At 43.0% G+C, this 24,893-nt stretch carries 28 protein-coding genes; 1 reads left to right on the forward strand and 27 read right to left on the reverse strand.

Annotated features, from left to right (window positions below):
• Window positions 1-36: 36 nt before the first annotated feature.
• From recQ to ACO53F_RS06060, 18 genes are all read right to left on the reverse strand, one after another.
• Window positions 37-1,857 (reverse strand): DNA helicase RecQ, encoded by a 1,821-nt coding sequence (gene recQ / locus ACO53F_RS05975; protein WP_485137709.1) that lies wholly within the window; start codon window positions 1,855-1,857, stop codon window positions 37-39.
• 41 nt (window positions 1,858-1,898) lie between these two features.
• On the reverse strand, window positions 1,899-2,780 hold the full coding sequence (locus tag ACO53F_RS05980; RefSeq protein WP_485137710.1) for an aldose 1-epimerase family protein: 882 nt from the start codon (window positions 2,778-2,780) through the stop codon (window positions 1,899-1,901).
• Between the two features lie 35 nt (window positions 2,781-2,815).
• A complete protein-coding gene (hslU, locus tag ACO53F_RS05985; RefSeq protein WP_485137711.1) occupies window positions 2,816-4,204 on the reverse strand; it encodes an ATP-dependent protease ATPase subunit HslU in 1,389 nt (462 codons plus the stop codon).
• A gap of 41 nt (window positions 4,205-4,245) precedes the next feature.
• Window positions 4,246-4,770 (reverse strand): HslVU peptidase proteolytic subunit, encoded by a 525-nt coding sequence (gene hslV, locus ACO53F_RS05990; protein ID WP_298077456.1) that lies wholly within the window; start codon window positions 4,768-4,770, stop codon window positions 4,246-4,248.
• Window positions 4,771-4,794: 24 nt separating this feature from the next.
• Complete coding sequence (gene xerC / locus ACO53F_RS05995) at window positions 4,795-5,703, reverse strand: tyrosine recombinase XerC (protein ID WP_485137712.1); 909 nt, start codon at window positions 5,701-5,703, stop codon at window positions 4,795-4,797.
• Between the two features lie 158 nt (window positions 5,704-5,861).
• Window positions 5,862-7,922 carry a type I DNA topoisomerase gene (gene topA, locus ACO53F_RS06000; protein WP_485137713.1) on the reverse strand — a complete coding sequence of 687 codons (2,061 nt, stop codon included), beginning with the start codon at window positions 7,920-7,922 and terminating at the stop codon, window positions 5,862-5,864.
• A 91-nt stretch (window positions 7,923-8,013) separates the two neighbouring features.
• Window positions 8,014-8,922 carry a DNA-processing protein DprA gene (gene dprA / locus ACO53F_RS06005; protein ID WP_485137714.1) on the reverse strand — a complete coding sequence of 303 codons (909 nt, stop codon included), beginning with the start codon at window positions 8,920-8,922 and terminating at the stop codon, window positions 8,014-8,016.
• 155 nt (window positions 8,923-9,077) lie between these two features.
• A complete protein-coding gene (locus ACO53F_RS06010) occupies window positions 9,078-9,356 on the reverse strand; it encodes a hypothetical protein (RefSeq protein WP_485137715.1) in 279 nt (92 codons plus the stop codon).
• Window positions 9,357-9,546: 190 nt separating this feature from the next.
• Window positions 9,547-9,942 carry an MgtC/SapB family protein gene (locus ACO53F_RS06015; RefSeq protein ID WP_485137716.1) on the reverse strand — a complete coding sequence of 132 codons (396 nt, stop codon included), beginning with the start codon at window positions 9,940-9,942 and terminating at the stop codon, window positions 9,547-9,549.
• Window positions 9,936-10,154: a DUF4956 domain-containing protein gene (locus ACO53F_RS06020; protein WP_485137717.1), complete on the reverse strand. Its 219-nt coding sequence runs from the start codon at window positions 10,152-10,154 to the stop codon at window positions 9,936-9,938. Before ACO53F_RS06020 ends, ACO53F_RS06015 begins: the two co-directional genes overlap by 7 nt.
• 253 nt (window positions 10,155-10,407) lie before the next feature.
• Window positions 10,408-11,838, reverse strand: a complete 1,431-nt coding sequence (locus tag ACO53F_RS06025) for a M56 family metallopeptidase (protein ID WP_485137718.1) — start codon at window positions 11,836-11,838, stop codon at window positions 10,408-10,410.
• A gap of 15 nt (window positions 11,839-11,853) precedes the next feature.
• Complete coding sequence (locus ACO53F_RS06030; protein ID WP_298077449.1) at window positions 11,854-12,234, reverse strand: BlaI/MecI/CopY family transcriptional regulator; 381 nt, start codon at window positions 12,232-12,234, stop codon at window positions 11,854-11,856.
• A 125-nt stretch (window positions 12,235-12,359) separates the two neighbouring features.
• On the reverse strand, window positions 12,360-13,148 hold the full coding sequence (locus tag ACO53F_RS06035) for a ribonuclease HII (protein ID WP_485137719.1): 789 nt from the start codon (window positions 13,146-13,148) through the stop codon (window positions 12,360-12,362).
• Window positions 13,148-14,017 (reverse strand): ribosome biogenesis GTPase YlqF, encoded by an 870-nt coding sequence (gene ylqF / locus ACO53F_RS06040; RefSeq protein ID WP_485137720.1) that lies wholly within the window; start codon window positions 14,015-14,017, stop codon window positions 13,148-13,150. The genes ACO53F_RS06035 and ylqF overlap by 1 nt, the downstream gene beginning before the upstream one ends.
• Window positions 14,018-14,040: 23 nt before the next feature.
• Window positions 14,041-14,640 carry a signal peptidase I gene (gene lepB, locus ACO53F_RS06045; protein ID WP_485137721.1) on the reverse strand — a complete coding sequence of 200 codons (600 nt, stop codon included), beginning with the start codon at window positions 14,638-14,640 and terminating at the stop codon, window positions 14,041-14,043.
• A complete protein-coding gene (locus tag ACO53F_RS06050) occupies window positions 14,637-16,061 on the reverse strand; it encodes a S41 family peptidase (protein ID WP_298077445.1) in 1,425 nt (474 codons plus the stop codon). The genes lepB and ACO53F_RS06050 overlap by 4 nt, the downstream gene beginning before the upstream one ends.
• 30 nt (window positions 16,062-16,091) lie before the next feature.
• On the reverse strand, window positions 16,092-16,814 hold the full coding sequence (gene deoD / locus ACO53F_RS06055; RefSeq protein ID WP_485137722.1) for a purine-nucleoside phosphorylase: 723 nt from the start codon (window positions 16,812-16,814) through the stop codon (window positions 16,092-16,094).
• Window positions 16,815-16,829: 15 nt separating this feature from the next.
• On the reverse strand, window positions 16,830-17,048 hold the full coding sequence (locus ACO53F_RS06060; protein WP_298077442.1) for a YozE family protein: 219 nt from the start codon (window positions 17,046-17,048) through the stop codon (window positions 16,830-16,832).
• A 130-nt stretch (window positions 17,049-17,178) separates the two neighbouring features.
• Here ACO53F_RS06060 and trhA point away from each other — a divergent pair, with 130 nt between their 5' ends.
• Window positions 17,179-17,826 carry a PAQR family membrane homeostasis protein TrhA gene (trhA, locus tag ACO53F_RS06065; RefSeq protein WP_485137723.1) on the forward strand — a complete coding sequence of 216 codons (648 nt, stop codon included), beginning with the start codon at window positions 17,179-17,181 and terminating at the stop codon, window positions 17,824-17,826.
• 88 nt (window positions 17,827-17,914) lie between these two features.
• Here the strand turns inward: trhA and ACO53F_RS06070 are convergent, their stop codons facing one another.
• From ACO53F_RS06070 to ACO53F_RS06110, 9 genes are all read right to left on the reverse strand, one after another.
• A complete protein-coding gene (locus ACO53F_RS06070; protein WP_485137786.1) occupies window positions 17,915-18,721 on the reverse strand; it encodes a ferredoxin reductase domain-containing protein in 807 nt (268 codons plus the stop codon).
• A gap of 89 nt (window positions 18,722-18,810) precedes the next feature.
• Window positions 18,811-19,374, reverse strand: coding sequence for a TetR/AcrR family transcriptional regulator (locus tag ACO53F_RS06075; protein WP_485137724.1), 564 nt, complete (start codon window positions 19,372-19,374; stop codon window positions 18,811-18,813).
• Between the two features lie 148 nt (window positions 19,375-19,522).
• Window positions 19,523-20,224 carry an LrgB family protein gene (locus ACO53F_RS06080; protein WP_485137725.1) on the reverse strand — a complete coding sequence of 234 codons (702 nt, stop codon included), beginning with the start codon at window positions 20,222-20,224 and terminating at the stop codon, window positions 19,523-19,525.
• On the reverse strand, window positions 20,225-20,620 hold the full coding sequence (locus ACO53F_RS06085) for a CidA/LrgA family protein (RefSeq protein WP_485137726.1): 396 nt from the start codon (window positions 20,618-20,620) through the stop codon (window positions 20,225-20,227).
• 99 nt (window positions 20,621-20,719) lie between these two features.
• Window positions 20,720-21,472, reverse strand: a complete 753-nt coding sequence (gpmA, locus tag ACO53F_RS06090; protein WP_485137727.1) for a 2,3-diphosphoglycerate-dependent phosphoglycerate mutase — start codon at window positions 21,470-21,472, stop codon at window positions 20,720-20,722.
• A gap of 11 nt (window positions 21,473-21,483) precedes the next feature.
• Window positions 21,484-22,236 (reverse strand): class I SAM-dependent methyltransferase, encoded by a 753-nt coding sequence (locus ACO53F_RS06095; RefSeq protein ID WP_485137728.1) that lies wholly within the window; start codon window positions 22,234-22,236, stop codon window positions 21,484-21,486.
• A complete protein-coding gene (locus ACO53F_RS06100; protein ID WP_298077017.1) occupies window positions 22,233-22,646 on the reverse strand; it encodes a hypothetical protein in 414 nt (137 codons plus the stop codon). Before ACO53F_RS06100 ends, ACO53F_RS06095 begins: the two co-directional genes overlap by 4 nt.
• A gap of 500 nt (window positions 22,647-23,146) precedes the next feature.
• Entirely contained in the window at window positions 23,147-23,836 is a 690-nt protein-coding gene (locus tag ACO53F_RS06105) for an amino acid ABC transporter permease (RefSeq protein ID WP_485137729.1), read from the reverse strand.
• A gap of 1 nt (window position 23,837) precedes the next feature.
• Window positions 23,838-24,731, reverse strand: a complete 894-nt coding sequence (locus ACO53F_RS06110) for a transporter substrate-binding domain-containing protein (protein WP_023390672.1) — start codon at window positions 24,729-24,731, stop codon at window positions 23,838-23,840.
• Window positions 24,732-24,893: the final 162 nt, after the last annotated feature.

Genomic DNA, 24,893 nt, shown 5'->3' on the forward strand with positions numbered 1-24,893 from the left:
ACACGCTTAGCTCCCAACAGAGTTAAGCGTGTTTTTTTACTTATCTTTTTCAGCCAGATAGGCCTCAATGGCTTGCATAAAGTCATAGCCATACTGAGATAATTTCTTCTGCCCCACACCAGAGATAGTCAGGAAGGCTGTCTCCGTTGTCGGGAAATGACGACACAAGGCGCGTAAGGTAGCATCCGAAAATATAATAAAAGGTGGTACTTGATGCTTTTGGGCCAAATCATAACGGACTTGCCGTAAACGCTCAAAAAGAACTTGATCATAGGAATCTTGGCTCTCATTACCACGCGCCTTGACTTGACTCATCTTAGCAATACTCATGGCCAAGGTATGCTTAATGGATACCTGCTCCTGACCCTTTAATACAGGCTTAGCCTTAGAAGTTAGGTTGAGAATGGGATAGTCTTGCCCCACCATCTTAAGATAACCTTCTACAACCAAGGCACTAATATAACGCTTGATTTGAGCTTCTGGTATGTCTTTCATGAGACCATAAGTGGGTAGATCAGCCAGATATGTTCCTTTGATGTCTGCCTTCTGACTGCCCTTAAGGACCTCGGCCACCTTAGTCATACCATAACGTTGGCCCATGCGATAGACACAGGCTAGAATCTTTTGTGCAGGCACCGTAATATCAACCTGTTCCACTGTCGTCGTGCAATTGGTACAGGACTGACAATTTGTCTCATGTGGTGATTCACCAAAATAACGTAACATAAAGCCCCGCAAACATTGAGTGGTTCGGCAATAGTCAATCATTTCATTGAGTTTCTGGCGTCCGATTGGATCCCCACCCTGTTCAATCAGGTAGACATTGGTCATAATGTCGCGGTCTGAATAGAACAAGGTACAACGAGAGTCTTCGCCATCTCGGCCAGCACGACCAGCTTCCTGATAGTAGGATTCCAAATCCTTGGGCATGGCATAATGGATGACCTGACGCACATTGGATTTATCAATCCCCATACCAAAGGCATTAGTTGCTACTACTACCTGAATCTCATCAAATTGAAAGGCGCGTTGAGTGGCATGACGATCCGACATGTCCATCCCAGCATGGTAGGGTCTGGCCTGAATTCCGGCCTGTTTTAGCTTGCTAGCGACGGACTCCACATCTTTGCGTGTGGCGCAATAGACAATGCTGGGCTCACCACTGGCCAATAATTCCTTGAGCCTTGTCATTTTATCTCTTGGTTCTTCCAAGGCAAAGAAAAGATTAGGTCGGTCAAAACCCGTCACCATTTCAAATGGATCTTCTAGCCCCAAATAATGGACAATATCTTGCCGAACCTGGTATGTGGCAGTCGCCGTAAAGGCCGCCATGACCGGTCGTTTGGCAAGATAATTTAGCAAATGAGGAATGGCTTGGTAGGAAGGACGAAAGTCATTGCCCCATTGGGAGATACAGTGGGCTTCGTCCACTGCAACCAGACTGACCTCTACTTGACTAACTAAATTCAAAAAATAATCATTTGACAGGCGCTCTGGCGCAATATAAGCTAGTTTGACTTGTCCACTTCTTAAGGCCGCTACCGCTTGACGATTTTCTTCCAAGCTTTGACCACTATTAATCAAAACTGCAGGTATGCCCATGGCTTCCAAGCTAGAAACCTGGTCTTGCATTAGCGAAATAAGTGGCGAAATCACTAAGGTAACCCCTGGCAATAACAAAGCTGGTACTTGAAAGCAAAGAGACTTACCAGCAGAAGTTGGCATAATGGCCATAGCATCCCGTCCAGATAGAATGGCATCAATAATGGCTTCTTGGCCTGGACGAAAATGATCATACCCATAATAGGCTTCTAGAACCCCCAATTTAGTTTGGGGCGCCAATTCAAGGGAATGCATATGTCTAGCCTCGCTTTCTGCTAATTCCTAAATTTCTTGTCTTAGTTTTTCTTAGTAAAAGTCAGGGTGTAGTCATGGGTGGATACATTGGAGGGTCCCACTTCTATGACCTGGTATTTTTCTGGCCACTGGCCGCTTGTCTCGCTACTATCCGCAACGCCCGCCCATGGTTCTAGGCAGACAAATGGTGCTTTAACAGGATAAGGAGACCAAATCCCCACAAAGGTCATGCCATGATGACTAAGTCCAATGCTGGCTTGAGCGTCTTCTAGAAGCAACTCAGTCTCTGGCTTGATTTGATAGATGAGCGCGTCTTTCTTAAAAGTCTTGTGACTAAGTTCCATTCGACTTAGCTCTTGGTAGCGCGCCTTATTAAGCTCAATTAAGCCACTAGCTACATCTAGGGGAATGTGGCGCAACATCTCTTGCGGTTGGAAGCTAAGCCATACCCCGTCAAATTCTTCCTTGTCATTTTGGCAAACATTAAAGGCCGGGTGACCTCCGATGTTATAATAAAGGACCTGACTCGTATGAGGATTATGGACCGTATATGAAACAGTCAAACGTCTACCTGACAAAATATAGGAAACTTGCAGGACAAAGTCGAAAGGATACAGCTTCTTAGTCTCATCATTTGATATCAGTTCAAAGGTAACCGCTTGTTGTGACTGAGCAATGACACGAAAGTAGCTATCTCTAGCAAAACCATGACGTGGTAAGCGATAGTCTTGCCCCTGATAGGAGACAGCCCCTTCCTTTAAGCTACCCACAATCGGAAAGAGAATGGGTGCCTGTCGTCCCCAGTAGTTGGGATCCCCTTGCCAGATGAATTCATAAGCAGTCGCACGGTCCAAGACAGAGGTCAATTCAGCCCCCATCTCCTTAATTTTTACAATCACTTGCTCATTCTCTAGTTGTATCATGGATATACCTCCTCAAATCTCGTTTTACGAGTTGCTTATAAGATATAGTGGCTTAAATCAGGACTTTCTACAATCTTATCTAAACGTTGACTAACATAGGCACCATTAATCTCAATACGGCCCATATTCATATCCGCGGCTTCATAGAGCAACTCTTCTAAGACAGTTTCCACGATGGTGTGCAGACGACGTGCTCCAATATTATCGGTTGACTCATTTAAGAGCACCGCATACTCCGCCATTTTATCGATAGCAGAGTCTGTAAAGATGACCTCTACCCCTTCTGTTGCCAACATGGCCTGATATTGATGCAAAATAGCATGAGCTGGCTCTTGCAGGATACGACGGAAATCATCCACCTTAAGGTCGGTCAACTGGACACGGATTGGGAAGCGGCCTTGTAATTCAGGAATTAAATCAGAAGGTTTGGCAACATGAAAGGCACCCGATCCAATAAAGAGAATGTGATCAGTTGAAATAATACCATACTTAGTCTGAACGTCACTACCTTCAACAATTGGCAAGATGTCACGTTGGACCCCCTGACGGCTAACTTCTCCTCCATGGTTGGAAGAAGTCGCAATCTTATCGATTTCGTCGATGAAGATAATGCCACTGTTCTGAGCCAATTCCAAAGCCTGTTGGTTGATATCATCTTGATTAACTAGGTGATCTGACTCTTCTTCTGTCAGTAATTCGAGGGCTTCCTTGACGGTCACACTACGTTTGATTTTTTTCTTAGGCCGTAAGTTTTGGAACTCGGATTGGACATCCATCATTTGTTCCATCATAGGATTTAAGTTGTTGAGTTGCAGTTTCTTCTCTTCTAATTCAATGGTGACTTCCTTGTCATTAAGTAAGCCTTGGCGCAATTGCTCCTTGATTTGGCGGCGACTGACCTTAATGTCATCTGTCACCACTTCCTGAGGCTCCTCCTGGCTTTGAGTCATTTTTTGCAACATGGCCATAAAATCATTAGGTTGAGCTTGTTGTTTCTTCTCTTGTTTAATACCAGGTTTAAGAGCCTTAGCTAGACGAGTCAAGGCACGTTCATAGGCCTCTTCTCTCACTTCTTGATGTTTAATCTTCTTGACCATGCGAATGCTGGCTTCAACCAAGTCACGTACCATGGCCTCTACGTCACGACCAACATAACCGATTTCGGTATACTTGGTCGCTTCTACTTTGACAAAAGGAGCATTGGCGATTTCAGCCAAGCGTCGCGCAATCTCGGTCTTCCCGACCCCAGTTGGCCCAATCATCAAGATGTTCTTTGGCTTTACTTCAGCCTGCATAGCTGGATCTAGCTTGAGACGGCGCAGACGATTGCGCAAAGCAATGGCAATGGCACGTTTGGCTTCATCTTGTCCGATAATGTATTTATTTAACTCATTGACGACATAACGTGGTGTTAATTGACTCATAATCAATTCATCCCTTCTATTATAATGGCAAGTCAGCCCTCTTAGGCTTCTTCCACACGGATTTGGTCATTGGTGAAAACATCAATCTCACTGGCAATTTGCAGCGCTTGTTTGGCAATGTCTACGGCATTCAATTCTGGCGCGTTACGCTTAAGAGCACGGGCTGCCGCTAAAGCATAGTTGCCTCCTGAACCAATGGTCAAAATGCCATCATCTGGCTCAATGACTTCACCGGTCCCACTGACCATGAGGAGATTGTTCTTATCCATGACAATCAGTAGGGCTTCTAGCTTCTGTAATGTCCGATCAGAACGCCAAGACTTGGCTAGTTCGACAGCTGCTCTGGTTAATTGACCTTGGTGCTCGCTGAGCTTGGTCTCGAACATTTCTGACAAGGTGATAGCGTCCGCTACACCACCCGCAAAACCAACTAGAACTTGGTTATGATAAATGCGTCGAATCTTACGAGCAGAGCCTTTCATAATGACTTGTTGGCCCATTGTAATTTGGCCATCACCAGCCATGGCTAGTTGATTATCTTTTTTTACAGCACAAATTGTTGTCATGATGGTCACTTCCTTTTAGCGTGATTATTTACCTTGCTTAGCTTGTTTGGCCCTAGGATGGGCTTTAAGGTATTGGCTGCGCAATTGGTCTTTTGTTACATGCGTATAGATTTGGGTTGAACTGAGGTTGGCGTGGCCCAAGAGTTCTTGAACCGTTCTCAGGTCTGCCCCCTTATTGAGCAAATGTGTGGCAAAAGAATGCCGCAATTTGTGGGGATAAATCTTCAAGTTCATAGCTTGTTCTTGAACCAAACTGTTAAGTCGCGTCCGAATCTGTCTAGGTGTCATTTGAGCACCCTTGTCAGTCAGTAGCAGGTATTGACTCTTCTTAGAGTCTATTTTTGGTCTTAGATGCGTCAAATAATCCCGAATGGCTTGGGTTGCCGAATCTCCTAAGGGGACGATACGCTCCTTATTTCCCTTCCCGAGAACACGAATAAGTTGTACCTCTAGGTTGAGGCGATCTAAGCTCAATTCGCTCAGTTCACTGACCCGCATGCCTGTCGCATAGAGGACTTCCAAGAGCATTCTGTCACGCCAAGCTGCATCATCTTCCCGCTTATAAAGGGCGTCGAAGAGTTGAGTCAGTTCTTGTTCATAGAAGAATTGTGGCAAGGTCTTCTTTTTCACCTGGTACTGAACCAATTCCATGGGATTAGTCTCAATCCACCCCTGGCTTAGACAGTAGGTAAAAAATGATCGAAGACTGGATAACTTGCGACGAATACTCGTTTTGGCGTAAGCTTGTTCATTGAGGTAAGCCAGATAGAGTCTAAGGTCTTGATAGGCAATTTGCTTCAAATCGCCGCCACCGCTAGTCTCAATAAAAGACTGAAAAGCCGCTAAATCTTGCTGATAGGCAGCCAGGGTCTTCTGGGAATAGCGTCTTTCAACACTGATGTATTGGAGAAAACGCGCAATAGCTTCTTGCATAAGACCACCGACTTTCATTCTTTCTATGTCTTTTAGTGTATCACTTTTTTGCTCTTGAAGCGACTGCCCCGCCTCATTTGCTGTCATTTGTTAAGAAATGATAAACAAAAAGAGATTAAACCTCGGTTTAATCTCTTTCATGCCGACAAGGGACTTACTTATTTTTGAATGTCTTCTTGATAGTCACAGTGAGTGCAAGCAACTTGTTTGCCCTTGCGACTTGTTTTTTCTACCAGATAGTGTTGGCAGATTGGGCAGTCGCGACCAACTGGCTTATCCCAAGAGACAAAGTCACAGTCAGGATATCGATCACAGCCAAAGAAGAGGCGATTCTTCTTGGATTGGCGTTCGACCACTTGGCCCTGATGACACTGCGGACAGGTCACGCCAATGGTTTTAACAATAGCTTCTGTATGGCGACAATCCGGGAAATTGCTGCAAGCATAGAACTTACCAAAACGGCCAATCTTAATGACCATATCGTGGCCACATTCAGGACAGGCAAATCCAGCTGGCTCATCCTTGATATCAATCTTAGCAACTTCTTCTTCGGCCTTGGTTAAATTACCTTTAAAGCCTTTATAGAAGGATTCTAGGACTTGAACCCACTGGAACTTGCCTTCTTCAATGGCATCCAGTTCCGTTTCTAAGCCAGCCGTAAACTCGGTATTCACGATATTAGGGAAATAACTCGTCATGAGATTATTGACAATCTCACCTAATTCAGTTGGTTCAAACCGCTTAGCTACCATTTTGACATAGTAACGCTTGCGCAAGGTTTCAATAGTTGGTGAATAGGTAGATGGACGGCCAATCCCCTTTTCTTCTAAGACCTTAACCAAGGAGGCTTCGTTGTAACGAGCAGGTGGTTGGGTAAAGTGCTGACTTGGATTCATATCCGCCACCTTGACTGCTTCTCCAACTTTTAAGCCTGGCAGGAAGTTATCCTTAGTCCCTTGAGATGGATAAACCTTAAGGAAACCAGGGAATTTAATCTTAGAGCCATTTGCACGGAAGCTTGCACCATTCTGACTTAAGTCGCAACGAATGGTATCGTAGACCGCATCCGCCATCTGACTAGCCACAAAACGGGACCAAATCAAATTATAGAGTCTATATTGGTCCTTAGTTAAGGATGCTTGGATGGACTCTGGAGTAAGTGTCACATTAGATGGACGAATAGCTTCATGGGCATCTTGTGCACTTTGACTATTACGGACCACCTTACCAGGCCCAAGGTATTCAGATCCAAAGGTCTCATCAATATAATCCAGGGTTGCTTGACGGGCACTTGGCGCAATACGGGTTGAGTCAGTACGCATATAGGTAATCAAACCGACGGTGTTGCGGCCAATGCTTATCCCTTCATAGAGCTGCTGAGCAACCATCATGGTCTTGCTAGTACGGAAGCCAAGACGATTAGACGCTTCTTGTTGTAGGGTTGAAGTTGTAAATGGCGCTTGAGACTTGCGACGACGCTCCTTCTCCTCAATCTCATCCACCTTGAATGGGGCCTTTTGATCAATACGCTTCATCACAGTTTGGACATCCTCATGACTTTTAAGCTCACACTTCTTGCCATCCAGTGCATAAAAATCAGCCTGGAACTTGCTTTTACCCTTAAGGAAGGTTGTCGGAATATCCCAATACTCTTCTGGTTTGAAGTTGCGAATTTCCATTTCACGATCAATAATAAGTTTCAATGCCGTCGACTGTACCCGACCAGCAGATAGGCCTTTTTTAACTTTCTTCCATAATATAGGCGAAATAGAATAACCGACTACCCGGTCCAAGATACGACGCGCCTGTTGCGCATCGACCAACTCTTGGTCAATGGCACGCGGATGCTTGAAGGCCTCCTTAACAGAATCCTTGGTAATTTCGTTAAAGACCACGCGATTCTTGTCATTAGGATCCAACCCAAGAATATGTGAAAGATGCCAAGCAATGGCTTCCCCTTCGCGGTCCGGGTCGGCTGCTAGGTAGACTTTTTCAGCCTTTTTGGCATATTTACGCAGTTCTTTAATGGTATCTCCGCGACCTCGAATGTTAATGTAGCTAGGTTCAAAATGGTTGTCGATGTCCACACCCATTTTACTCTTAGGCAAATCACGCAAGTGTCCTTTGCTGGCTACTACTTTATAGTTCTTACCCAAGTATTTATCAATAGTTTTTGCTTTGGTTGGTGATTCGACAATCACCAGATATTTATAAGTCACCTGATCGACACATCCCTTTCTCGAGCAAGGGGGCTTGCTTCAATGTAAATCGTATCAATCTTAGACGAAACCGGATCGCTTGTCAACACTTTTAATTCTTTATTGCTTGGAGACGATAGAGAGTTTCCAGCTCTCCCAAGAAGTCTGGCAGACTATAAATGGCATTAGCTCCCGCTTCAATTAACTGATTACATCCGGCTGAATTGGTCTCACTCAAATGTCCTGGACAGACATAAATCTCTCGATTATACTGTAGAGCAAAATTAGCTGTGATGAGACTTCCGCTCTTCAAAGCTGCTTCCACAACCACCAGTGCTGGTGCAATCCCCGCCACCAATCGATTACGCATAATAAAATGATGTTTTTTGATTCCTATATGAGGCAAATACTCTGACAAGAGTAAGTGGGATTGCCCTAATTCAGCCATAAGGCTTGTATGACTTCGTGGATAACAGGTGCCAAAACCAGCTGGTAAGATGGCAATGGTTTTGCCGCCAGGGGTGTTAAGAGCCGTTCGATGAACCATAGCATCTACTCCCAAGGCCATCCCTGAGACACAGACATAGCCTGAATGACATAAGGCTTGAGTTAGAGAACTCGCATCTTTTTGGCCTTGGAGACTTATGGCTCGAGTCCCAACAATGGAAATTAGTGGCTCTTGTAACCATTCAATATGCCCCTGATAATAGATTAGTAAGGGAGGCTTAGGAATCTCTAACCATGCCCTAGGATAAGTAGGCTCTCCAATCATAAGCGTATGCTTAGCCAAATCCTTGACTCGCAAATAGCTTTGGTCATCTAGATAAAAATGGAAGCTTGGATTTTCTAATATGCTTTCTTCTTTTTGGACTTCTGTCAACATGGACTGACAGTCTACAAGGCTAAGTGCATGACGATGACAAGCGCTATTAATGGCATGCTTAAGGTAATACCAAATCTCACGATAGTTAGCACCTTCAAGGCTTAAAAGAATGAGTTGTTCCTTCATCGACAAATCCATCAAGATTCCCCCTTCATACTATATATAGTCAAAAAGGAGAATTAAACACCTCTATAAAAGATAAAAAGTTACAAGACTATATAAATAGTAAGAAAAGCATATATAAGAAAAAACTGGGATTGAATCCCAGTCTCCCTTATTCTAGTTAAAGTTTTTTATAGGGTACTTTCTTTAGATAAGCTATCTAGCAAGTCACGCCCTTGACGGGACATACCTTCAATAATGAAGTGATATGGCTGTCCTTGGTCATCATAGAGAATAAGACCTGACAAATAGCCTTCGTGCTTAAGGTATTCTAAAGCTGAAATCACCTGGTCTTGGCTATATGAATGTGCATCTACAAAGTCTAATAGGTTTTCTAATTCCAAATGAACGGGCAGCTGACGATCAAGCGCTAAAAGTAAGTCCCTCACTAGAGTTTTTCTTGGTCTCATAACACTCTCCCTTTCTGATGACTAAATCAGGCATCCTACCACTCATTTTGTTAACTCATGAGCATTACTTGGTAAAATATATCCTCACTTCAAAATAGATTATATAACTATCATAAAGCGTTTTCAAAAAGCTGTCAAGTAAGTGTAAATAAGCCAGCAGACTAAATAAATCTGCTGGCTTAAGGGCTGTCTAAAGTGTCTTCTTCTTGGCTACCTTGCTAAAGCTTATTTTAGCTAAACTATTGTAGGCCTGGAATTGATTAATAAAGGCATGGTCGCTAATCTCACGCTTAAGTTCTATGATATAGTCTAACTTAAGCAAGGAATCGCCATCTTCAAAAGAAATGGAGGCTAGTTCTACAGACTGACAAATCGCTTCAAAAATACCCTCAAAGAGCAAATCATAATCTTGATCAGCCGAAATTTTCACAGTAAGATAACGACGGGATTGGCTTGTATTAGCAAAATTGACATGCTCCAAAATCAAAAGCAGACAAGTAAAGACAAGGGTAAAGACCAAGGCTAGGAAGACATAGCCCATCCCACAAGCTAAATTGATAGCAGTCGCCATGAAGATAACTAGCATCTCTTTGGCCCCCCTGCTGCTGAACGGAAACGAATGAGACTAAAGGTCCCGGCCACCGCCACACTGGTACCCAAATTGCCATTCACTAAGAAGATAATCATAGCAATAATGGTTGGTAAGAGAGCCAAGGTAATAAAAAAATCCTTCGTATAGAGCGTCTTGTACTTATAGACCCAAGCCAACCAGAGGCCAGTTATTAAGGCGACTACCAATTACATCATTAGCATTTCAGGCTTTGCATTGGCTTCATTAGCCACATAAACTGATAAGTGATAAAGATAAGTTCTCTAGGAGCTAATAGATATACTACAGTTGTCGTTTATAACCATATTCCACGCTTGTAGTTTTTGTAATTCAAGTAGTTCCTACTTTTGTCATGTGATTGTTATACTTGAAAAACTTCATATAAAAAGCCTAACGAGAGTTCTATCGTCTCTCGTTAGACTTCAAATCTATATTTATTTATTAATCATCTACATCTGGGTCGTCTGGATCATATGGATCATCCACGTCATCTTTGTCATCAGATTCATCGTCATCGCTATCTTTCAAGATGGACTGCACATTGAATAAAGGTCTAAATACTGATGGTGCCTGTGATGACTCTGCATTAGAAGCTTGACTAGCTATATGTTCAGAACTTGCGAGACTCTCACTTGGTTGAGAATTAGAGACTAAAACTTGGTTGGTCTCATGAACTCGTAAAATTTGCCCATCTATCACACTAATTTGGTACTGATAAACGGTATTTTGATATTGAAAAGCGACAAAATAGCGGTCCTGAGACAGTTCTATTTCTAAGGCTTGGACTTGATCCAATGTTAAGCCCGCCTCTGCTAAGGCATAATCTCTGGCTTGATTGCTGGAAACTCTGAGCTCGCTTATCTGACTATCTGTCACCTGATTAGCAGGTGGTTGTGCCATCACAAAGACAGAACGTGATAGTAAGACTAAAGTAGTCACTCCTAGAATGACCAAAACGGATAAGAAGCGAATTGGATAGCGATTATCCATAATGGCTAATATGCGTCGCTTCAAATTGAAACGATTAGAATAGAAGCATGTGGTTAAAGCTACTTGGTTTTTCTTGCTTCGGTCGATCATGGTTAGAATTGTCTCACCATAGAAGATACGGTAGCTAACATCCTGTTGGGCTAATACGGTAGCATCACAGTACATTTCCCCTGCTTCCAATAACTCTTTGCTAGCAAAACGAACTATTGGATTATACCAGTAGAGACTCTTGATAAACATGGCCAAGAGACTAACATAAACATCTCCGTGCTTATAGTGGACTAATTCATGATGGAAGATTAAACTAAATTCTTCCTCTGTATAGTCAAGCTCAGGAAGCACAATGGTTGGTTTTCTGAAGCCAAATAAGAGAGGACTGTGCACCAAAGGGCAATAAATTAGCCCAATTTCGCGTTTTACCCCCACAAGAGCTTGCATCTCAGCTAAGTTTTCCCAGATGGCTAAGTCTTCAACAGGGTCGCCCCATCGTTTGAGCATGGTCTGGAACTTGATGTAACTATAGAGCTGACGTCCAAGATAAATCAAGACACCTAGCAGCCAGACCAACGAGATAGCATGCAAAATGTTAAAACTCCATGTAGGAGTCGGAACTGGTGCTCCTGAAGCTTCTAATGGTGTCGACCCTAAATGAGTCGGAGCTGGGGTCGGGAGTAATGGTGCGGGTGGTTGCACCTCAATTAAGCCTAAACTAAAGGCTGGTCTAAATGGTAACAAGAGACTCAGGATAACCCCAATCCAGATATAATATTTACTCCGGACTGACAGTCGATTCTTGAAGAGCATAAAACAAATACTGACAAGTGGGATCAAGCAAGAAACTGACAAGCTAGTCAAAAAGAAGTTAAAGAGTAAATCTTGCATCTAGTCCCCTCCTCACTAGGATTTATGCTGATTAAGCAGGTCACGCAATTCGTCCATGTCAGAATCAGTCAAGGAATTTGAGCGGAACAAGTTATTGATGAAACCACTGAGAGAGTGACCCTTGTAACGATTTAAGAAGTCAGAGGCCTCTACCTCTAGATAATCTGCTTCCGAAACAAGTGCCGTATAATGGCGTTCACGCCCCACTCGTTCGCTATTAAGGTAGCCCTTTTCGGTTAAGCGAGCTAAGACCGTGAGCAAGGTTTGTGGCTTCCAATGGTTGTCTTCACCTAGATATTCAATAATCTGGGCAGAAGTAGTTGGCTGAGGCAATTGCCAGATGGCCTTTAAAATGGTAAATTCGCCATCAGCTAGTCGTTTAATTTTTGCTGCCATAGGAATCTCCTTTCGTTTGATAAAAGCAATCTTTCTCAATTTAATTCTACAAATGTCTAAGGGTTTTGTCAAGCCTATCTTGTATTCAATAGAAAAATCGGTTCCTTGGCGGAACCGATTGAATTTTAAGATTCATATGTTTTGTTCATGGACTTGACCGGCTCAAAACTCCGACGATGAATAGGTGTATAACCTACTCTATCTAAGGCATCTAAGTGTTCCTTGGTCCCATAGCCCATATTCCGTTCAAAACCAAACTCTGGGTAGATCTTGCTGTATTGGACCATTAACTCATCTCGATATACCTTGGCGATAATAGAAGCCGCCGCAATGGATAAGGAACGTTGATCGCCTTTGACCAAGGATTCTTGTGGCAAATCAGAATCAATATTAATGGCATCTAACAGCAAATAATCAGGTTTTACATTTAGGGCTTCAACAGCAGCCTTCATGCCCTGGCGAGTGGCTTGATAGATATTGTCCCGGTCAATAATGGCCGGAGGAATGGCCACAATTTTAAGATCAAGGGCAACCTCACGGATTTGGCGGGCGAATTCAATTCGTTTAGCATGCGACAATTGCTTAGAGTCTGTCACGCCTACCAGTAAATTCTGGCAATCTCTAGGTAGGACAACTGCTGCTACCACAACTGGGCCAGCCAGAGGGCCACGCCCTACCTCATCTAAACCCGCAATCACTTGATAGCCAGCCTCATAGGCAGCTATTTCATGATTGAGTCTTTTTTGGTGTTCTTGATAGACTAACTCTTGATTTTGTATACGTTTATGGCATTGTTCAAGCAATTTTTGGACACTTTTACGCTCATCATCGACTAGCGTCACTAAAAATTCATGAAATCTATCGTTTACTTCTAGCAAGGCTTGCTTAATTTGACTAACAGTTAACTTAGCCATTAATTTTCACCTACAGTGGTAACACCCAAAGGTACTTGATCCAAGGTCAAACTACCTAATTGATGCTGACGATAATCAATGACTAATTTTGTAGACGCCTGGTCATAATCCTCTTTAAAGCCCAGTCGTTTGGTAATAACTAAAAGTAGTTCTACTAAGGGCAGTTGGCACTCTTGCTCAGTGACGCGGTAACGTTGCTTAAGTAAATCTGAATTATGGGCTAAGACTAATTCTAATAGATAAAGAGCCAAATCATCCATATGGACCAGTTGGTCTTTGATGGCACCAGTTAAAGCCAATTTTTTGCCCACTAAAGGGTCATCAAACTTAGGCCACAGAATCCCTGGAGTATCCAGTAACTCGAAGTTACGCCCTACTTTTAGCCAACGTTGCGCCTTGGTTACACCTGGTTTATTACCGGTAATGGCCTGGTTCTTACCCACAAAGCGATTGATTAAAGTGGATTTACCTACGTTAGGAATACCCAGAATCATAAGGCGAATAGCACGCGGCTTGACACCTTTTGCAGCTTGTTTGGCAAAGTAATCTGACATAAGTGCCTGACACTGCTTCTCAAGTTGTTTGAGACCTTTACCGTGCTGAGCATCGATAGCTAAGGCATGAATACCTTGACTTTGATAATAATTAATCCAGGCCTGGGTCTTGGCTGAATCCGCTAAATCCGCCTTGTTGAGGACCATGATACGGGGCTTACTGCCTACGATTTCGTCTATTAAGGGATTACGACTGGATTCAGGAATGCGAGCGTCGACTAGCTCAATAACAATATCGACAAGATTGAGTTTTTCCTTAGCTTCACGTTTGGCCTTGGCCATATGGCCAGGAAACCATTGAATTGGTTGTGACACGAACTTTCCTCCTAGGATATAGTTTAGGGTGCGCTAATAGACAGGGAACCATCTGCTTGGAGCTGATAGTGCGCCATGCGTCTCATTTGGTTGAAGGGCCAATAAACCAGATCCGCTTTCCCCTGAACCGAGGAAATGGGTACCAAACCGAACTGACGGCTATCACCCGATCCAGGTCGATTATCCCCCATGACAAAGTAGTAACCCTCTGGAATAGTCTCAATTCCCAAGGTATCCCACAAGGAAAAGTCTTGGGTAAATGGATGGCTATCAGCTTGAGATTTATTAGGTTCTAAATAAGGTTCAGGCACTGGTAAATCATTGAGATAGAGTTGGTCATTGTGCACTCTCAATCGATCACCAGGCAAACCAATAACCCGCTTAACATAGGAATTTCCTGACCCTTTTGGATCAGGAAATACCACTACATCAAAGCGATTAATCTTAGCACTAGGAAAGAGCAGCATGTGCTCTCCATGATGGAGGGTTGCCTCCATAGAATGGCCATCAACCTGAAAAGGCTGCAGAATGTACTGCCGAATACCTGTTAGGATTAAGACGGCAATCATGAGATAGAAAACCACATTGACCAGGTCACGGCCTAAGTTTCTTAGCGATCTCATGAGTTATTTCCTTGCTTAAGTACTTCTTTGGCCTTGTCGTACTGCGCATCATGAGTCTTGAGATAATCACGGGTTGCCTCGTTGAGGGCATCTGCTGTCTTACCAGTTACTTGACCATCTTCAGTCAATCCCTTATCTTTTTGGAAGGCCTTGACAGCAGCTTCCATCTTATCATCAAAGTATTCAGTAGACTCTAATTCATAGCCTAAAGCTTTAAGAATTAAGGCCAGATTTTTTACTCCATCATTAGATTGGCCTTTGGCAAGGGTATCATCGTAGCTGAGGCTAACTGCCTTAGCCACCGGCTCTTGTTCGACAGCAACTGTCGGCTCAATCCCTTGTTTATGAATCCACTCACCTTTTGGCGTTAACCATTTAGCAATCGTTAGCTTCAATTCGCCAAGATCTGATTGATTAAGAACTTGTTGAACCGTCCCTTTACCAAAGGTCTTCTCGCCTACTAAATCATGTTTGGTGTTTTCCTTAATAGCAGCAGCTAAAATTTCACTAGCAGATGCTGAACCACCATCTATCAAGAAGACATAAGGCTCCGTGATTTTGAAGTCACCATATAATTTAGAATCCGCTGAAAAGACAGTCGGATCACTGCCACGCTCTTGAGTTTGGAGGATGACATCGCCATCTTTCAAGAACATATTGCCGATAGCAAGGGCCTGACTTAGGAGGCCACCTGGGTCATTACGCAGGTCGAAGATGAAGCTCTTAGCCCCGTCTTCGCGGGCTTTCTTAACAGCATTCTCTAATTCCTTACCAGTATTCTCACCAAATTGGATAATTTTAATGTGGGCAATGGTCTTGTCTTGCTCATCCAAATTGCTAGTAACGGAATAATTCGGAATAGTGTCGCGAGTCAACTTGACATCAAAGTTTGACCCACCACGGCGAATGACTAGTTTGACTTCAGAACCCTTAGGGCCACGAATAAGTTTCATAACTTCTTGGGTCGTCTTGTCCTTAAGCTCTGTGCCATCTACGCTGACAATAACGTCATTTGGCTGCAAACCTGCTTTAGAGGCAGGTGTGTCATCAAGGGCACTAATCACAACCATTTCGCCACCTTTGACTTGGAACTGAACCCCAATCCCTTCAAAGGAATCACTCATGGCATTATCGAAGGCATCCGATTCTTCCTTGTTGAAATACTCTGAGTATGGATCTTCTGTGGCAGACACCATCCCCTTAAGAGCACCTTCTAGTATTTTCTCCTTGTCTATTTCCTCAATGTAGCCTTCGCGAATAGAACGATAGACTTCCTGAATCTTCTGTATATCTTCATCCGATAGCTGTTCTTTTGAACCAAAGAGGCTAAACGGCGCTGCAGTCACTGGAACAGTCGTTGAAAGTACACTGGTTGTCACTAGTAAGGCAGAGAACCATTTCAATCCTTTGCTTAACTTCATCGAATCCCTTCTTTCCAATAATTAATTCGCTTATTTGCTTTGGAGCGCGTAAGCTGTTTCTAAAGCAACTTCCATCATTTGTGTGAAAGTTGTTTGGCGTTCTTCAGCCGTTGTTTCTTCACCCGTAATTAAGTGGTCGCTGATGGTACACATAGCTAAGGCTTGACGGTTGTGTTTAGCTGCCACGGCATAGAGCCCAGCTGCTTCCATTTCAACCGCTAAGACACCATAGCGTGCTAATTTAGCCTTGTCTAACTCTTCGTTATAGAAACGGTCACTAGACAGAATATTACCGACATGGATATTTTCCTTAGGTAACTTTTCTGCTGCTAAGTGGTAAGCAGTATCTAGAACCTTGAAATCAGCTAAGGCTGCAAAGGAGACTTGACCATTGAAGATATTGGTTAGGCAGCTAGAGTCTGTCGTCGCTCCTTGGCCAAAGACAATATCACGAACCTTAACAGATTCTTTCATCCCACCAGCAGTCCCGATACGGATAATCGTCTTAACGCCATAACTTTGATAGAGCTCTTCTGCGTAAATCATAGCTGACGGAATCCCCATACCCGAACCCTGCACAGAAACTGGAACACCCTTATAGGTCCCGGTAAAACCGAACATGTTACGTACAGTATTATAACGCGTCACATTCTCTAGGAAGGTTTCAGCAATATATTGGGCACGCAATGGGTCCCCTGGAAATAAAACAACTTCAGCGATTTGGCCTTCTTGGGCTGCAATATGAATCGACATAAAATGTAATCCTTTCTATTTGTTATAAAGATACTGTTGCCACGCATCATCAAAGATGGACAGTAGGCGTGAGTAATGAGGGTTATCTTCCATGTAACGTGAGATTTCATCAAACTCTTCGCTACGCTTGGGAAATCCTTGATCAGAGTGGATAGCGTTAGCCAAGCGACTCATGCGGTCCTTGGCACCATAGTCCACCGACCGAGAAATATAATCGTAAAAACTCTTTGCCATTAGGTCCTCCTTTGTGTTCGTATACAACCATTCTACCAAAAATAGGCCACAAGATGCAAAACATAGTCCCTAGGGCTTTAACTTTCTTTCTCAAGTCATTTGCGGTACAATGAAGCAAAGGAGGGAAAATATGAAAGAAACACTTAAATTATCCTATACTAAACAAGTCATCATTGAAGTCCTCAATGCTGCAACTCATGGTATTGGTGCCCTCTTAAGCATTATTGCCACAGTTGCGCTCATTCTCAAAGGCGTGCAACATAGCTCACATCTAGAAATCGTATCCTATGCTGTATACGGGGCTAGCCTCTTCCTATTATTCTTGAATTCAACCCTATATCATTCCTTTAGCCTGACACGCTATAAGGATGTCTTCCAGAAGATCGACCATTCTTCTATCTATCTCTTAATCGCAGGGACTTACACCCCCTACCTGATGGTTTCAATTGGGGGCCTTGTGGGTTATGGTTTCCTAGCCCTTGTCTGGGCCTTGGCTATTGGAGGCATTATCTTCGAAGTCTCTTCTATCGGCCGTTGGCCAAAACTCAGTACCTTCCTTTACCTAGGATTAGGTTGGCTCAGTGTCTTCATCATCTACCCCTTAGCACAATCTATTCCCTTAACCGGGATTCTGCTCTTAGCTTTGGGCGGTGTCACTTACTCACTAGGAACGATTTTTTATCGTATGAAAGACAACAAATGGATGCACATTATTTGGCACCTTTTCGTATTAGGTGGGGCCGTCTTTATGTTTTATAGCATTCTATACTATGTGTAAAAAAAATCCAATGGTTGCATGACCATTGGATTTTTTCATCCCTTTATCACTCTCAAAAGCTATTAAAGTCTACTCTTTAACTTACAAACTATTTTAAGCCCCTAAATCGACTCGTTTTGATTTTCTTCTTATCAATTCCCTTATCCTTAAGGAATTTGGTCATAGCATTAACATCATCGGCCTGTCCCGCTAATAGATAAGTCGCATCATTACCATAGCGCTCAACTGCTTCATTTAAATAGGCTTGACTTTGAGAAAGACTGGAGCTGCTCTCATAGCTTAGATTTGCATGATTTTTAGCTGAAACTTCCAGTTCATTGTTAAAGACCATCACCCCTTTACTTAAGTGGCTCAAGACCAATTCGCGTTTACCTAGCTCTTCTTTGATGATTGGGCGAATGGCCGCAATACCGACATCTGAGGCAAAACATACGAAGGGTTTATTGCTGTCTGCCGTGGATAAGCTTGAGTCCAACCAACTTAGCTCTACTTTGCTTCCCGCTGGCAGATTAGTTAGACTTTTTTTGTAAGGACTGCCACTATTATGAGTCAAAATTAAAATTTCACCTTCATTTGAATTTGAAGCAATCGTTAGCCAACGGCTACTTTCCCCATCTTTAGCTTTGCTTTTGCTTGCACCCGTTACAACCTCGCTAGCGGTTTGATGATTATCTATACTATTTGGTAAAGAGATCTTAGCATGGGCACCTGCCTTCCATTGCATATTGTCAGGTTTAGCCAAGTGGATGAGGCTTAAATCTCCCTCTAGTTTTTCAATAGAAAGGACAGATAGCGTTTGACCACGCCCAAGATAAGCGATAATGCCCCAAGCGATAATACATAAACTTCCAATGACTGCTAGGATAGTGATTAACATAGTTTTTCCTCTTTTCATATTTTGTTTTTTCATGACTAATTCCTCCCAATTTAAGAATGAACATATATTATATTCATTCATTTTGTAGCGAAATAAAGAGTTACTCTTTATTTCAAGACGCCTTTAACGAAATTAGTTGCCAATATTTCCAGCGTTCTACTTAAATCTGGCACATCTTGTTCTGTAATTTGCATATCCATGTAATAGAAAAGATTGTAGACACGTAAAATATCCTGAATTTTATCTTGGGAGTAACCTTCTGCTAACATTCGACTGGTAAAAGTTTCGACTAGAAAATTGTGGAAAGGATTTGATACTTTGCCTTCTTGGGAGGAATAATATCCATGTAATTGATCTGCGATTGCAGGATTATACCACTCCTTAAGGATTTTATTGGAAGAAACCAAGGAACGTGACCGTCCAAAAATTTGGCTAACTAGTTCAACCATATCCATTTGCCAATCAATCTCTTCAATCATAGCTTGTCGAGCACGATTGTTTTCATCGATGTAGATATCCAAAAAAATGGCTTCCTTACTGTCATAATAATTATAAAAAGAGCCGACCGCCATGCTGGCCTGCTTGGCAATTTCTGAAATTCCTGTCGCTTTGTAGCCCTTTTTAGAAAAGACTTCATGAGCGGCTAACTTCAGTGCTTGTTTTTTATCCACTGCTATCCTGCCTCCTTTTGAGTGTTTGAGTGAATATATTTTATATTCATTCATATTTTATAATAGAAAATTTAGATTGTCAACCAAATCCCCCTCTCACCAAAAACTAAATCCTAGTACTTGTAGTACTAGGATTTAAATCTCTCTATTAGTTTGACAAGATAAGTGCCGCAATCAATGGGCTAATAAAAACATAGAGCAAACCCGTCACGCCAATTGCCAGACCTGCCATGGCACCCGCAACTTGGCCATATTTGAAGGCTGTACCAGTACCTACTGCGTGCCCCGTTCCACCTAGGGCTAAGCCAACTGCTACATGGTCATCAATCTTCAAAACTTTTAAAACAACTGGCCCCAGAACGCTTGTCAAAATCCCAGTGGCTACTACAACCACTAAGGTCACGGTTGTCATGCCTTGCATCTTGTCGATAATCCCCACCGCCATAGCAGTCGTGACTGATTTAGGGAAAAGCGAAATCGCTAGGAAGAAATCCATACCAAAAAGCTTAGCAAGGAGTGCGGTAAAAGTCGTATTAACTAAAACCGCAATTGAAGTCCCTAAGAGAATACTGCGTATATGGTGTCTCATCAAGTGGAAGGTTTTATAAAGCGGAATTCCCAAAGCTACTGTCGAAGGCACAATCAGAGTGTTAAGATAACTGCCTCCCACGTAATAAGCACGATAAGGAATACCGGTTAGCTTGAGGACGACAATAATTAGGATGGTCGCAAGCAGAAGTGGCGTCGTCAATGGGTGAGGCCAACGTCGATTGAGTCGCATACCAAGATAGTAAGCTAGAATGGATAGCCCAAGACCAAATAAGGGATTTTCCCAAAAATCAGCAGTCATCTAGTTTACCTCCTCAGTAAAGTCATCCACAAAACGGTCCTCGTAGTTGCCTTCATAGCGGTTCTTAACATAATTAACCACTAAGGCAATAACCACAATATTAAGTACAATAGCACCTACTATGATGAGCACAATTGGCCCTAGAAAAGGCGCAATGGCCTCATAACGGTCCATAATCCCGACAGCAGCTGGTAGAAAGAGAATGGTCATATTAGCCAAGAGAAAGTTACCTACTGCATTGACATGACGCAAACGCAGGAGCTTAAATTCAAGAGCTAAAAATAGGAGGATTAAGCCCAAAATAGAGCCGGGGATCGGTAATTGAAAATAAGTCGAAATCCCCTCTCCTATAAAGGCCAATAAGACAATAATCATGAACTGGATATAAAGTTTCACAATGAATCCTCCTTTTCTCACTTTACAAGTTTACCCTTTTTTAGCCAGATTGCAAGTCATAAAAAAAGGATTGGCCCCTAAGTCCAATCCTTAGCTTGATTAATGAGCGACCTTACCTTGGTTAGCCACAGCAGACATTTTAGCTACTAGAGTTTCTTGGTCGCCTAGGTAATAATGTTTTATAGCTTGGAAGTTGTCATCAAATTCATAGACTAGTGGCACTCCTGTAGGAATATTCACTTCCATAATTTGATCTGAGCTTAATTTATCAAAATATTTAACGAGCGCACGAAGTGAGTTTCCGTGTGCTGCTATGATGATTCGTTGACCTTCTGCCATTTGCGGCCGAATCACGGATTCAAAGTAAGGGACGACCCGTTCGATGGTGGTAGCTAGACTTTCCGCCAAGGGCAGACTTTCCTCTGCAGGCACACGTCGGTATTGGTCTTGCAAACGCGGGTTGCGACTATCACTAGCATCTAAGCTTGGGGGCAAGACATCGAAAGAACGGCGCCAGATTTTAACCTGCTCTTCGCCATATTTCTCTGCCGTCTCAACCTTATTCAAGCCTTGTAGGGCGCCATAATGACGTTCATTTAACTGCCAAGCCTTATGGACTGGCAGCCAAGATCGGTCTAACTCCGTCAGAACGGTATCCAATGTGTGAATGGCCCGTTTGAGATAGCTCGTATAAGCTAAATCGAAGTCAAATCCTGCTGCCTTAAGCTGGCGGCCCGCTTCATGGGCTTCTGCCAGACCTTTATCCGTCAGTTCTACATCCGTCCAGCCTGTAAAGAGGTTAAGCCGGTTCCACTCACTTTCACCATGACGAATTAAGACTAATTGTTTCATAAAGTTTCCTCCTAACATTGGTAGTAGCCATAATGGAATTTGGTATTAGGTCGTTTGATACGTGTCAGACCTAAGTCTTCAAAAATTGGATCTTGATAGTGGGCTTTGACAACGACACGATGCCTTGCTACCCGCTTAGCCTCTTCCAAAGTTTCTTCAGTCAAGGGTTGCCGATTAGCTAAGAGGCGAATACCATCTAAATTCTTGGATTCTTCGATTCCCACCTTGAACATAGGGTCAAAGTAGACACAGTCTATACTTTTATCAGGGGCTTGAGCTAGATAGCTTTGGTGGTCTTGACAGTAAGTCACCAAGTCTCTCATGGCTTGGGTAAAACGACTATCTTCCATAACAAAGCGAGATAGCCCATCACTGACAATTAAATGCACCAAGGGATTAGACTCCAAAGCAGTGACCCGATAGCCAAAATACTGCATCACCAAGCTGTCACTGGCCATCCCCATGGTGGCATCCAAGACACTGGCGCCAAGCGGACAAGCTAAGGCTTCCAACAAAGGGTCACGCCCGTTAAGTGCCCTGAGCCAAGCAGTATTGGGATGGAAAAATAGTTTCTGACCCTCCGCATCATAGTAGATTAACTCATTCTTGTTAAGGACTAAGGCACCATCTGCCTGGCTATAAATCTGCTTCATGGTACGCTTACCACGGTCTTGATAGATTCCACCGAATAGATTGGCTAGTTCCTGGGCATGCTTTACTAAGTTAATGTCTTTGTCAATGGCTGTTGTCACAATCAAGGTCATGCTTCCACCTCTTCCTGACCTTTGTCTTGGGAGAAAAAGAGTGTGCGTAACTCATGCCAAGTCCATTGAACCCAGAAGTTGCAAACCGTCACCAAGAAAGCAAAGATAAGCAAGACCACAATCAAGGCTTGTATGCTTAAGAGCCAAGTCTTAAAATCTGAAAAGTTAGTAAGTAGTTGGATACTTTCCCAAGACAAGGTTCTTCTAAGACTAAGTCCAGGGGAACTAGCGGAGGCCATCAAACGAATATCCATCATATAAGCAATGGCAATAGAGCCTATTGCAATCAATAAGGCAATAATCTGGAGGACAGACTTTTCCCTAAAACTCAGATAGTGACGCTCGCGACTAGGACTTTGTTTTCGCTTCTTCTTATTATTATTTTTTCTGTGGTTGGGGCGTTTTACCATGTCTTGCCCTCCTTCCTAGTTTTTTCTTTTTCTCTTTATTGACTGCCAAATATCATAGGCTATATAAATCAGATGTGATGTCACCATATAAAAAATGAAGATAACAATTAGGACCGCCACAAGAGTCAATAGATAGCTGAAAGATTCTGACTCAAGCATCTTTAAGTCCATCAGTCGGTTTACATCGTCATGAAAGATGAAATGTGCCTTCCTGACTGGAACGGGCCAACGACTGAGATAGAAAGCCCAGCTTATGACTAGAGTCAAGGCAATTGATAGCCAGAACATCGTCCATTCTCTGGAATTACGAGGTATTTTCCGGTCTACAGGCCAACCAAACCTAACTGCCTTTTTTTGCTGCTTATTGCCCATAGCTGGCATTGCCCCTTTCCTCTTTACTTTAAGTCTAGCACTTTCAATCAGACTTTTCAATTCAAGCAAACCTCTCATAATCTATCGAAAAGAGCCCCTTAAAACTAAGGGACTCTTTCTATATATCATTAAATATCTAGGGCAAAGCGGCGTTCTAACTTGGCTTGAACCAAGGAATATGCCGTACAAATTAGCCAATAGATGACTGCTACCAAGATATACATGGTCATGAAATCATGTTCTGAGGCTCCCACTACTTTAGCCTTCTGGAATATCTCTGGTACACTAATAATGGCGGCAATCGAAGAGGACTTAACCAAATCTAGCATAACATTGGATAAGGGTGGAATAGCTAGGCGTGTAGCCTGAGGTATCACCACATAGCCAAGTGACTGCCGATAGCTCAGGCCGACAGCAAAGGCAGCTTCCCACTGACCTTTTTCCACACCTTCAATACCGGCACGAATAATTTCAGCCGTGTAAGCAGAAGCCGTAATGGACAAACCCAAAATGGCAGCCGTGAAGGCCGACATGACAACTCCCATCAGTGGTAAGCCATAATAGATAAAGAACAAAGTAACTAGGAGCGGCACCCCACGAAAAAAGGAAATGTAGGCAATTGCAATAGCGCGTAAGCCACGCAAAGGCGCTAAACGCAAGAGTGCTAGGCAAAGTCCTCCAAGCGTAGCTAAGAGAAAGCTAGCTAATGACAAAGTCAACGTATTGCCCAGACCTTGTAGTACTGTTGGCAGTCCTTTGAGCGCCAATTCTGGATTAAAGATATAGTGCCACTTGATAGTCAAGAGCAAATGGGTCATCTTAACGATCCACTTCCACTACAGGTAGATCTTTAAGTTTCTTACCGCCAATCTCTTCCTTCTCAGTTGAAACATCTTCCCCTTCATAGAACTTCTTAGAAAGTTCTGCCAAGGACCCGTCTTTACGCATTTCTTCTAAGACTTGGTTGATTTTTTCTTGTAAGGTCACAGATTCCTTGTTAAGTACGAAGGCTGCCTTACTTGGGTTGTAGAAGACATTCCCTACTTTAGTCTTGAAGTCTGGGAAGAGCTTGTTAGCATTCTTAATGGCAATGGTTTGGACATAGTAATCATTTGGAATGAAGTCAGTCCGACCATTGTGAATGTCCGCAATGTATTGTTCCAAGGTCCCGTTGTCATAGGTTACAGCTTCCGCACCTTTTGCTTCAGCAATGGCCATGTACTTGGTGGTCGCTTCCCCAGCTGCCTTCTTGCCTTTGAAATCATCTAAGGATTTAATGCCAGAGTCATCGGACTCACGAACTACAATAGAACCGAAACTATATTTAATTGGTGTTGAGAAAAGGAACTCTTTTTCACGCTTAGGTGTGATGTCGTAGTCGTTGGCTACAATATCCGCTTGACCTGACTTAATGGCTGTTAACATGCCATCTGTGTTCATTTCTTTGAATTCGAGCTCAAGGTTTAATTTTTCAGCAACCTTACGCAGGATTTCAATGTCATAGCCGGTTAAAACATCTTTACCCTCTACTTCTGAGTGGAAAGTTGATGGGTAGTAAGCCCCTGAAGTTGCTACAACAATTTTGCCTGATTTTTGGATACGATCCCAAGACTCATCCGCAGCTTGCACCTGATGCACAGGCGCCAATAAAGCGCCACCTAAAGTAATCAGGCTAGCAGCAGCCACAATTTTTTTCCATTTCACATTCACCATAATAAACCTCCTAGGTTTTAAGATTTGATTTCATTCTAGCACCTAGAACAGTTACTTTCAACTGTTCTGCTTAATAATTGTCGATTATTTTAGCTGTTCTAGATATAAAATAAAACAGTTTTAATATCTGTATCAAAACAAAAGAGGAGCTTGGCTCCTCTC

Source organism: Abiotrophia sp., assembly GCF_057275535.1.

What these genes read in the sequence shown, in the direction of transcription:
- ACO53F_RS06030 (WP_298077449.1), bottom strand. Translation starts at nt 12,234, where the DNA reads ATGGCAGCAAAAATTAAACGACTAGCTGATGGCGAATTTACCATTTTA.
- ACO53F_RS06110 (WP_023390672.1), bottom strand. Translation starts at nt 24,731, where the DNA reads ATGGTGAATGTGAAATGGAAAAAAATTGTGGCTGCTGCTAGCCTGATT.
- ACO53F_RS06025 (WP_485137718.1), bottom strand. Translation starts at nt 11,838, where the DNA reads ATGCAAGATTTACTCTTTAACTTCTTTTTGACTAGCTTGTCAGTTTCT.
- recQ (WP_485137709.1), bottom strand. Translation starts at nt 1,857, where the DNA reads ATGCATTCCCTTGAATTGGCGCCCCAAACTAAATTGGGGGTTCTAGAA.
- ACO53F_RS06070 (WP_485137786.1), bottom strand. Translation starts at nt 18,721, where the DNA reads ATGAAAAGAGGAAAAACTATGTTAATCACTATCCTAGCAGTCATTGGA.
- xerC (WP_485137712.1), bottom strand. Translation starts at nt 5,703, where the DNA reads ATGCAAGAAGCTATTGCGCGTTTTCTCCAATACATCAGTGTTGAAAGA.
- ACO53F_RS06105 (WP_485137729.1), bottom strand. Translation starts at nt 23,836, where the DNA reads ATGACCCATTTGCTCTTGACTATCAAGTGGCACTATATCTTTAATCCA.
- ACO53F_RS06015 (WP_485137716.1), bottom strand. Translation starts at nt 9,942, where the DNA reads ATGCTAGTTATCTTCATGGCGACTGCTATCAATTTAGCTTGTGGGATG.
- dprA (WP_485137714.1), bottom strand. Translation starts at nt 8,922, where the DNA reads ATGGATTTGTCGATGAAGGAACAACTCATTCTTTTAAGCCTTGAAGGT.
- trhA (WP_485137723.1), top strand. Translation starts at nt 17,179, where the DNA reads ATGAAAGAAACACTTAAATTATCCTATACTAAACAAGTCATCATTGAA.
- ACO53F_RS06060 (WP_298077442.1), bottom strand. Translation starts at nt 17,048, where the DNA reads ATGGCAAAGAGTTTTTACGATTATATTTCTCGGTCGGTGGACTATGGT.
- deoD (WP_485137722.1), bottom strand. Translation starts at nt 16,814, where the DNA reads ATGTCGATTCATATTGCAGCCCAAGAAGGCCAAATCGCTGAAGTTGTT.
- ACO53F_RS06095 (WP_485137728.1), bottom strand. Translation starts at nt 22,236, where the DNA reads ATGACCTTGATTGTGACAACAGCCATTGACAAAGACATTAACTTAGTA.
- ACO53F_RS06010 (WP_485137715.1), bottom strand. Translation starts at nt 9,356, where the DNA reads ATGAGACCAAGAAAAACTCTAGTGAGGGACTTACTTTTAGCGCTTGAT.
- ACO53F_RS06100 (WP_298077017.1), bottom strand. Translation starts at nt 22,646, where the DNA reads ATGGTAAAACGCCCCAACCACAGAAAAAATAATAATAAGAAGAAGCGA.
- lepB (WP_485137721.1), bottom strand. Translation starts at nt 14,640, where the DNA reads ATGAGATCGCTAAGAAACTTAGGCCGTGACCTGGTCAATGTGGTTTTC.
- hslU (WP_485137711.1), bottom strand. Translation starts at nt 4,204, where the DNA reads ATGAGTCAATTAACACCACGTTATGTCGTCAATGAGTTAAATAAATAC.
- ACO53F_RS06035 (WP_485137719.1), bottom strand. Translation starts at nt 13,148, where the DNA reads ATGGCTAAGTTAACTGTTAGTCAAATTAAGCAAGCCTTGCTAGAAGTA.
- gpmA (WP_485137727.1), bottom strand. Translation starts at nt 21,472, where the DNA reads ATGAAACAATTAGTCTTAATTCGTCATGGTGAAAGTGAGTGGAACCGG.
- hslV (WP_298077456.1), bottom strand. Translation starts at nt 4,770, where the DNA reads ATGACAACAATTTGTGCTGTAAAAAAAGATAATCAACTAGCCATGGCT.
- ACO53F_RS06050 (WP_298077445.1), bottom strand. Translation starts at nt 16,061, where the DNA reads ATGAAGTTAAGCAAAGGATTGAAATGGTTCTCTGCCTTACTAGTGACA.
- ACO53F_RS05980 (WP_485137710.1), bottom strand. Translation starts at nt 2,780, where the DNA reads ATGATACAACTAGAGAATGAGCAAGTGATTGTAAAAATTAAGGAGATG.
- ACO53F_RS06080 (WP_485137725.1), bottom strand. Translation starts at nt 20,224, where the DNA reads ATGACTGCTGATTTTTGGGAAAATCCCTTATTTGGTCTTGGGCTATCC.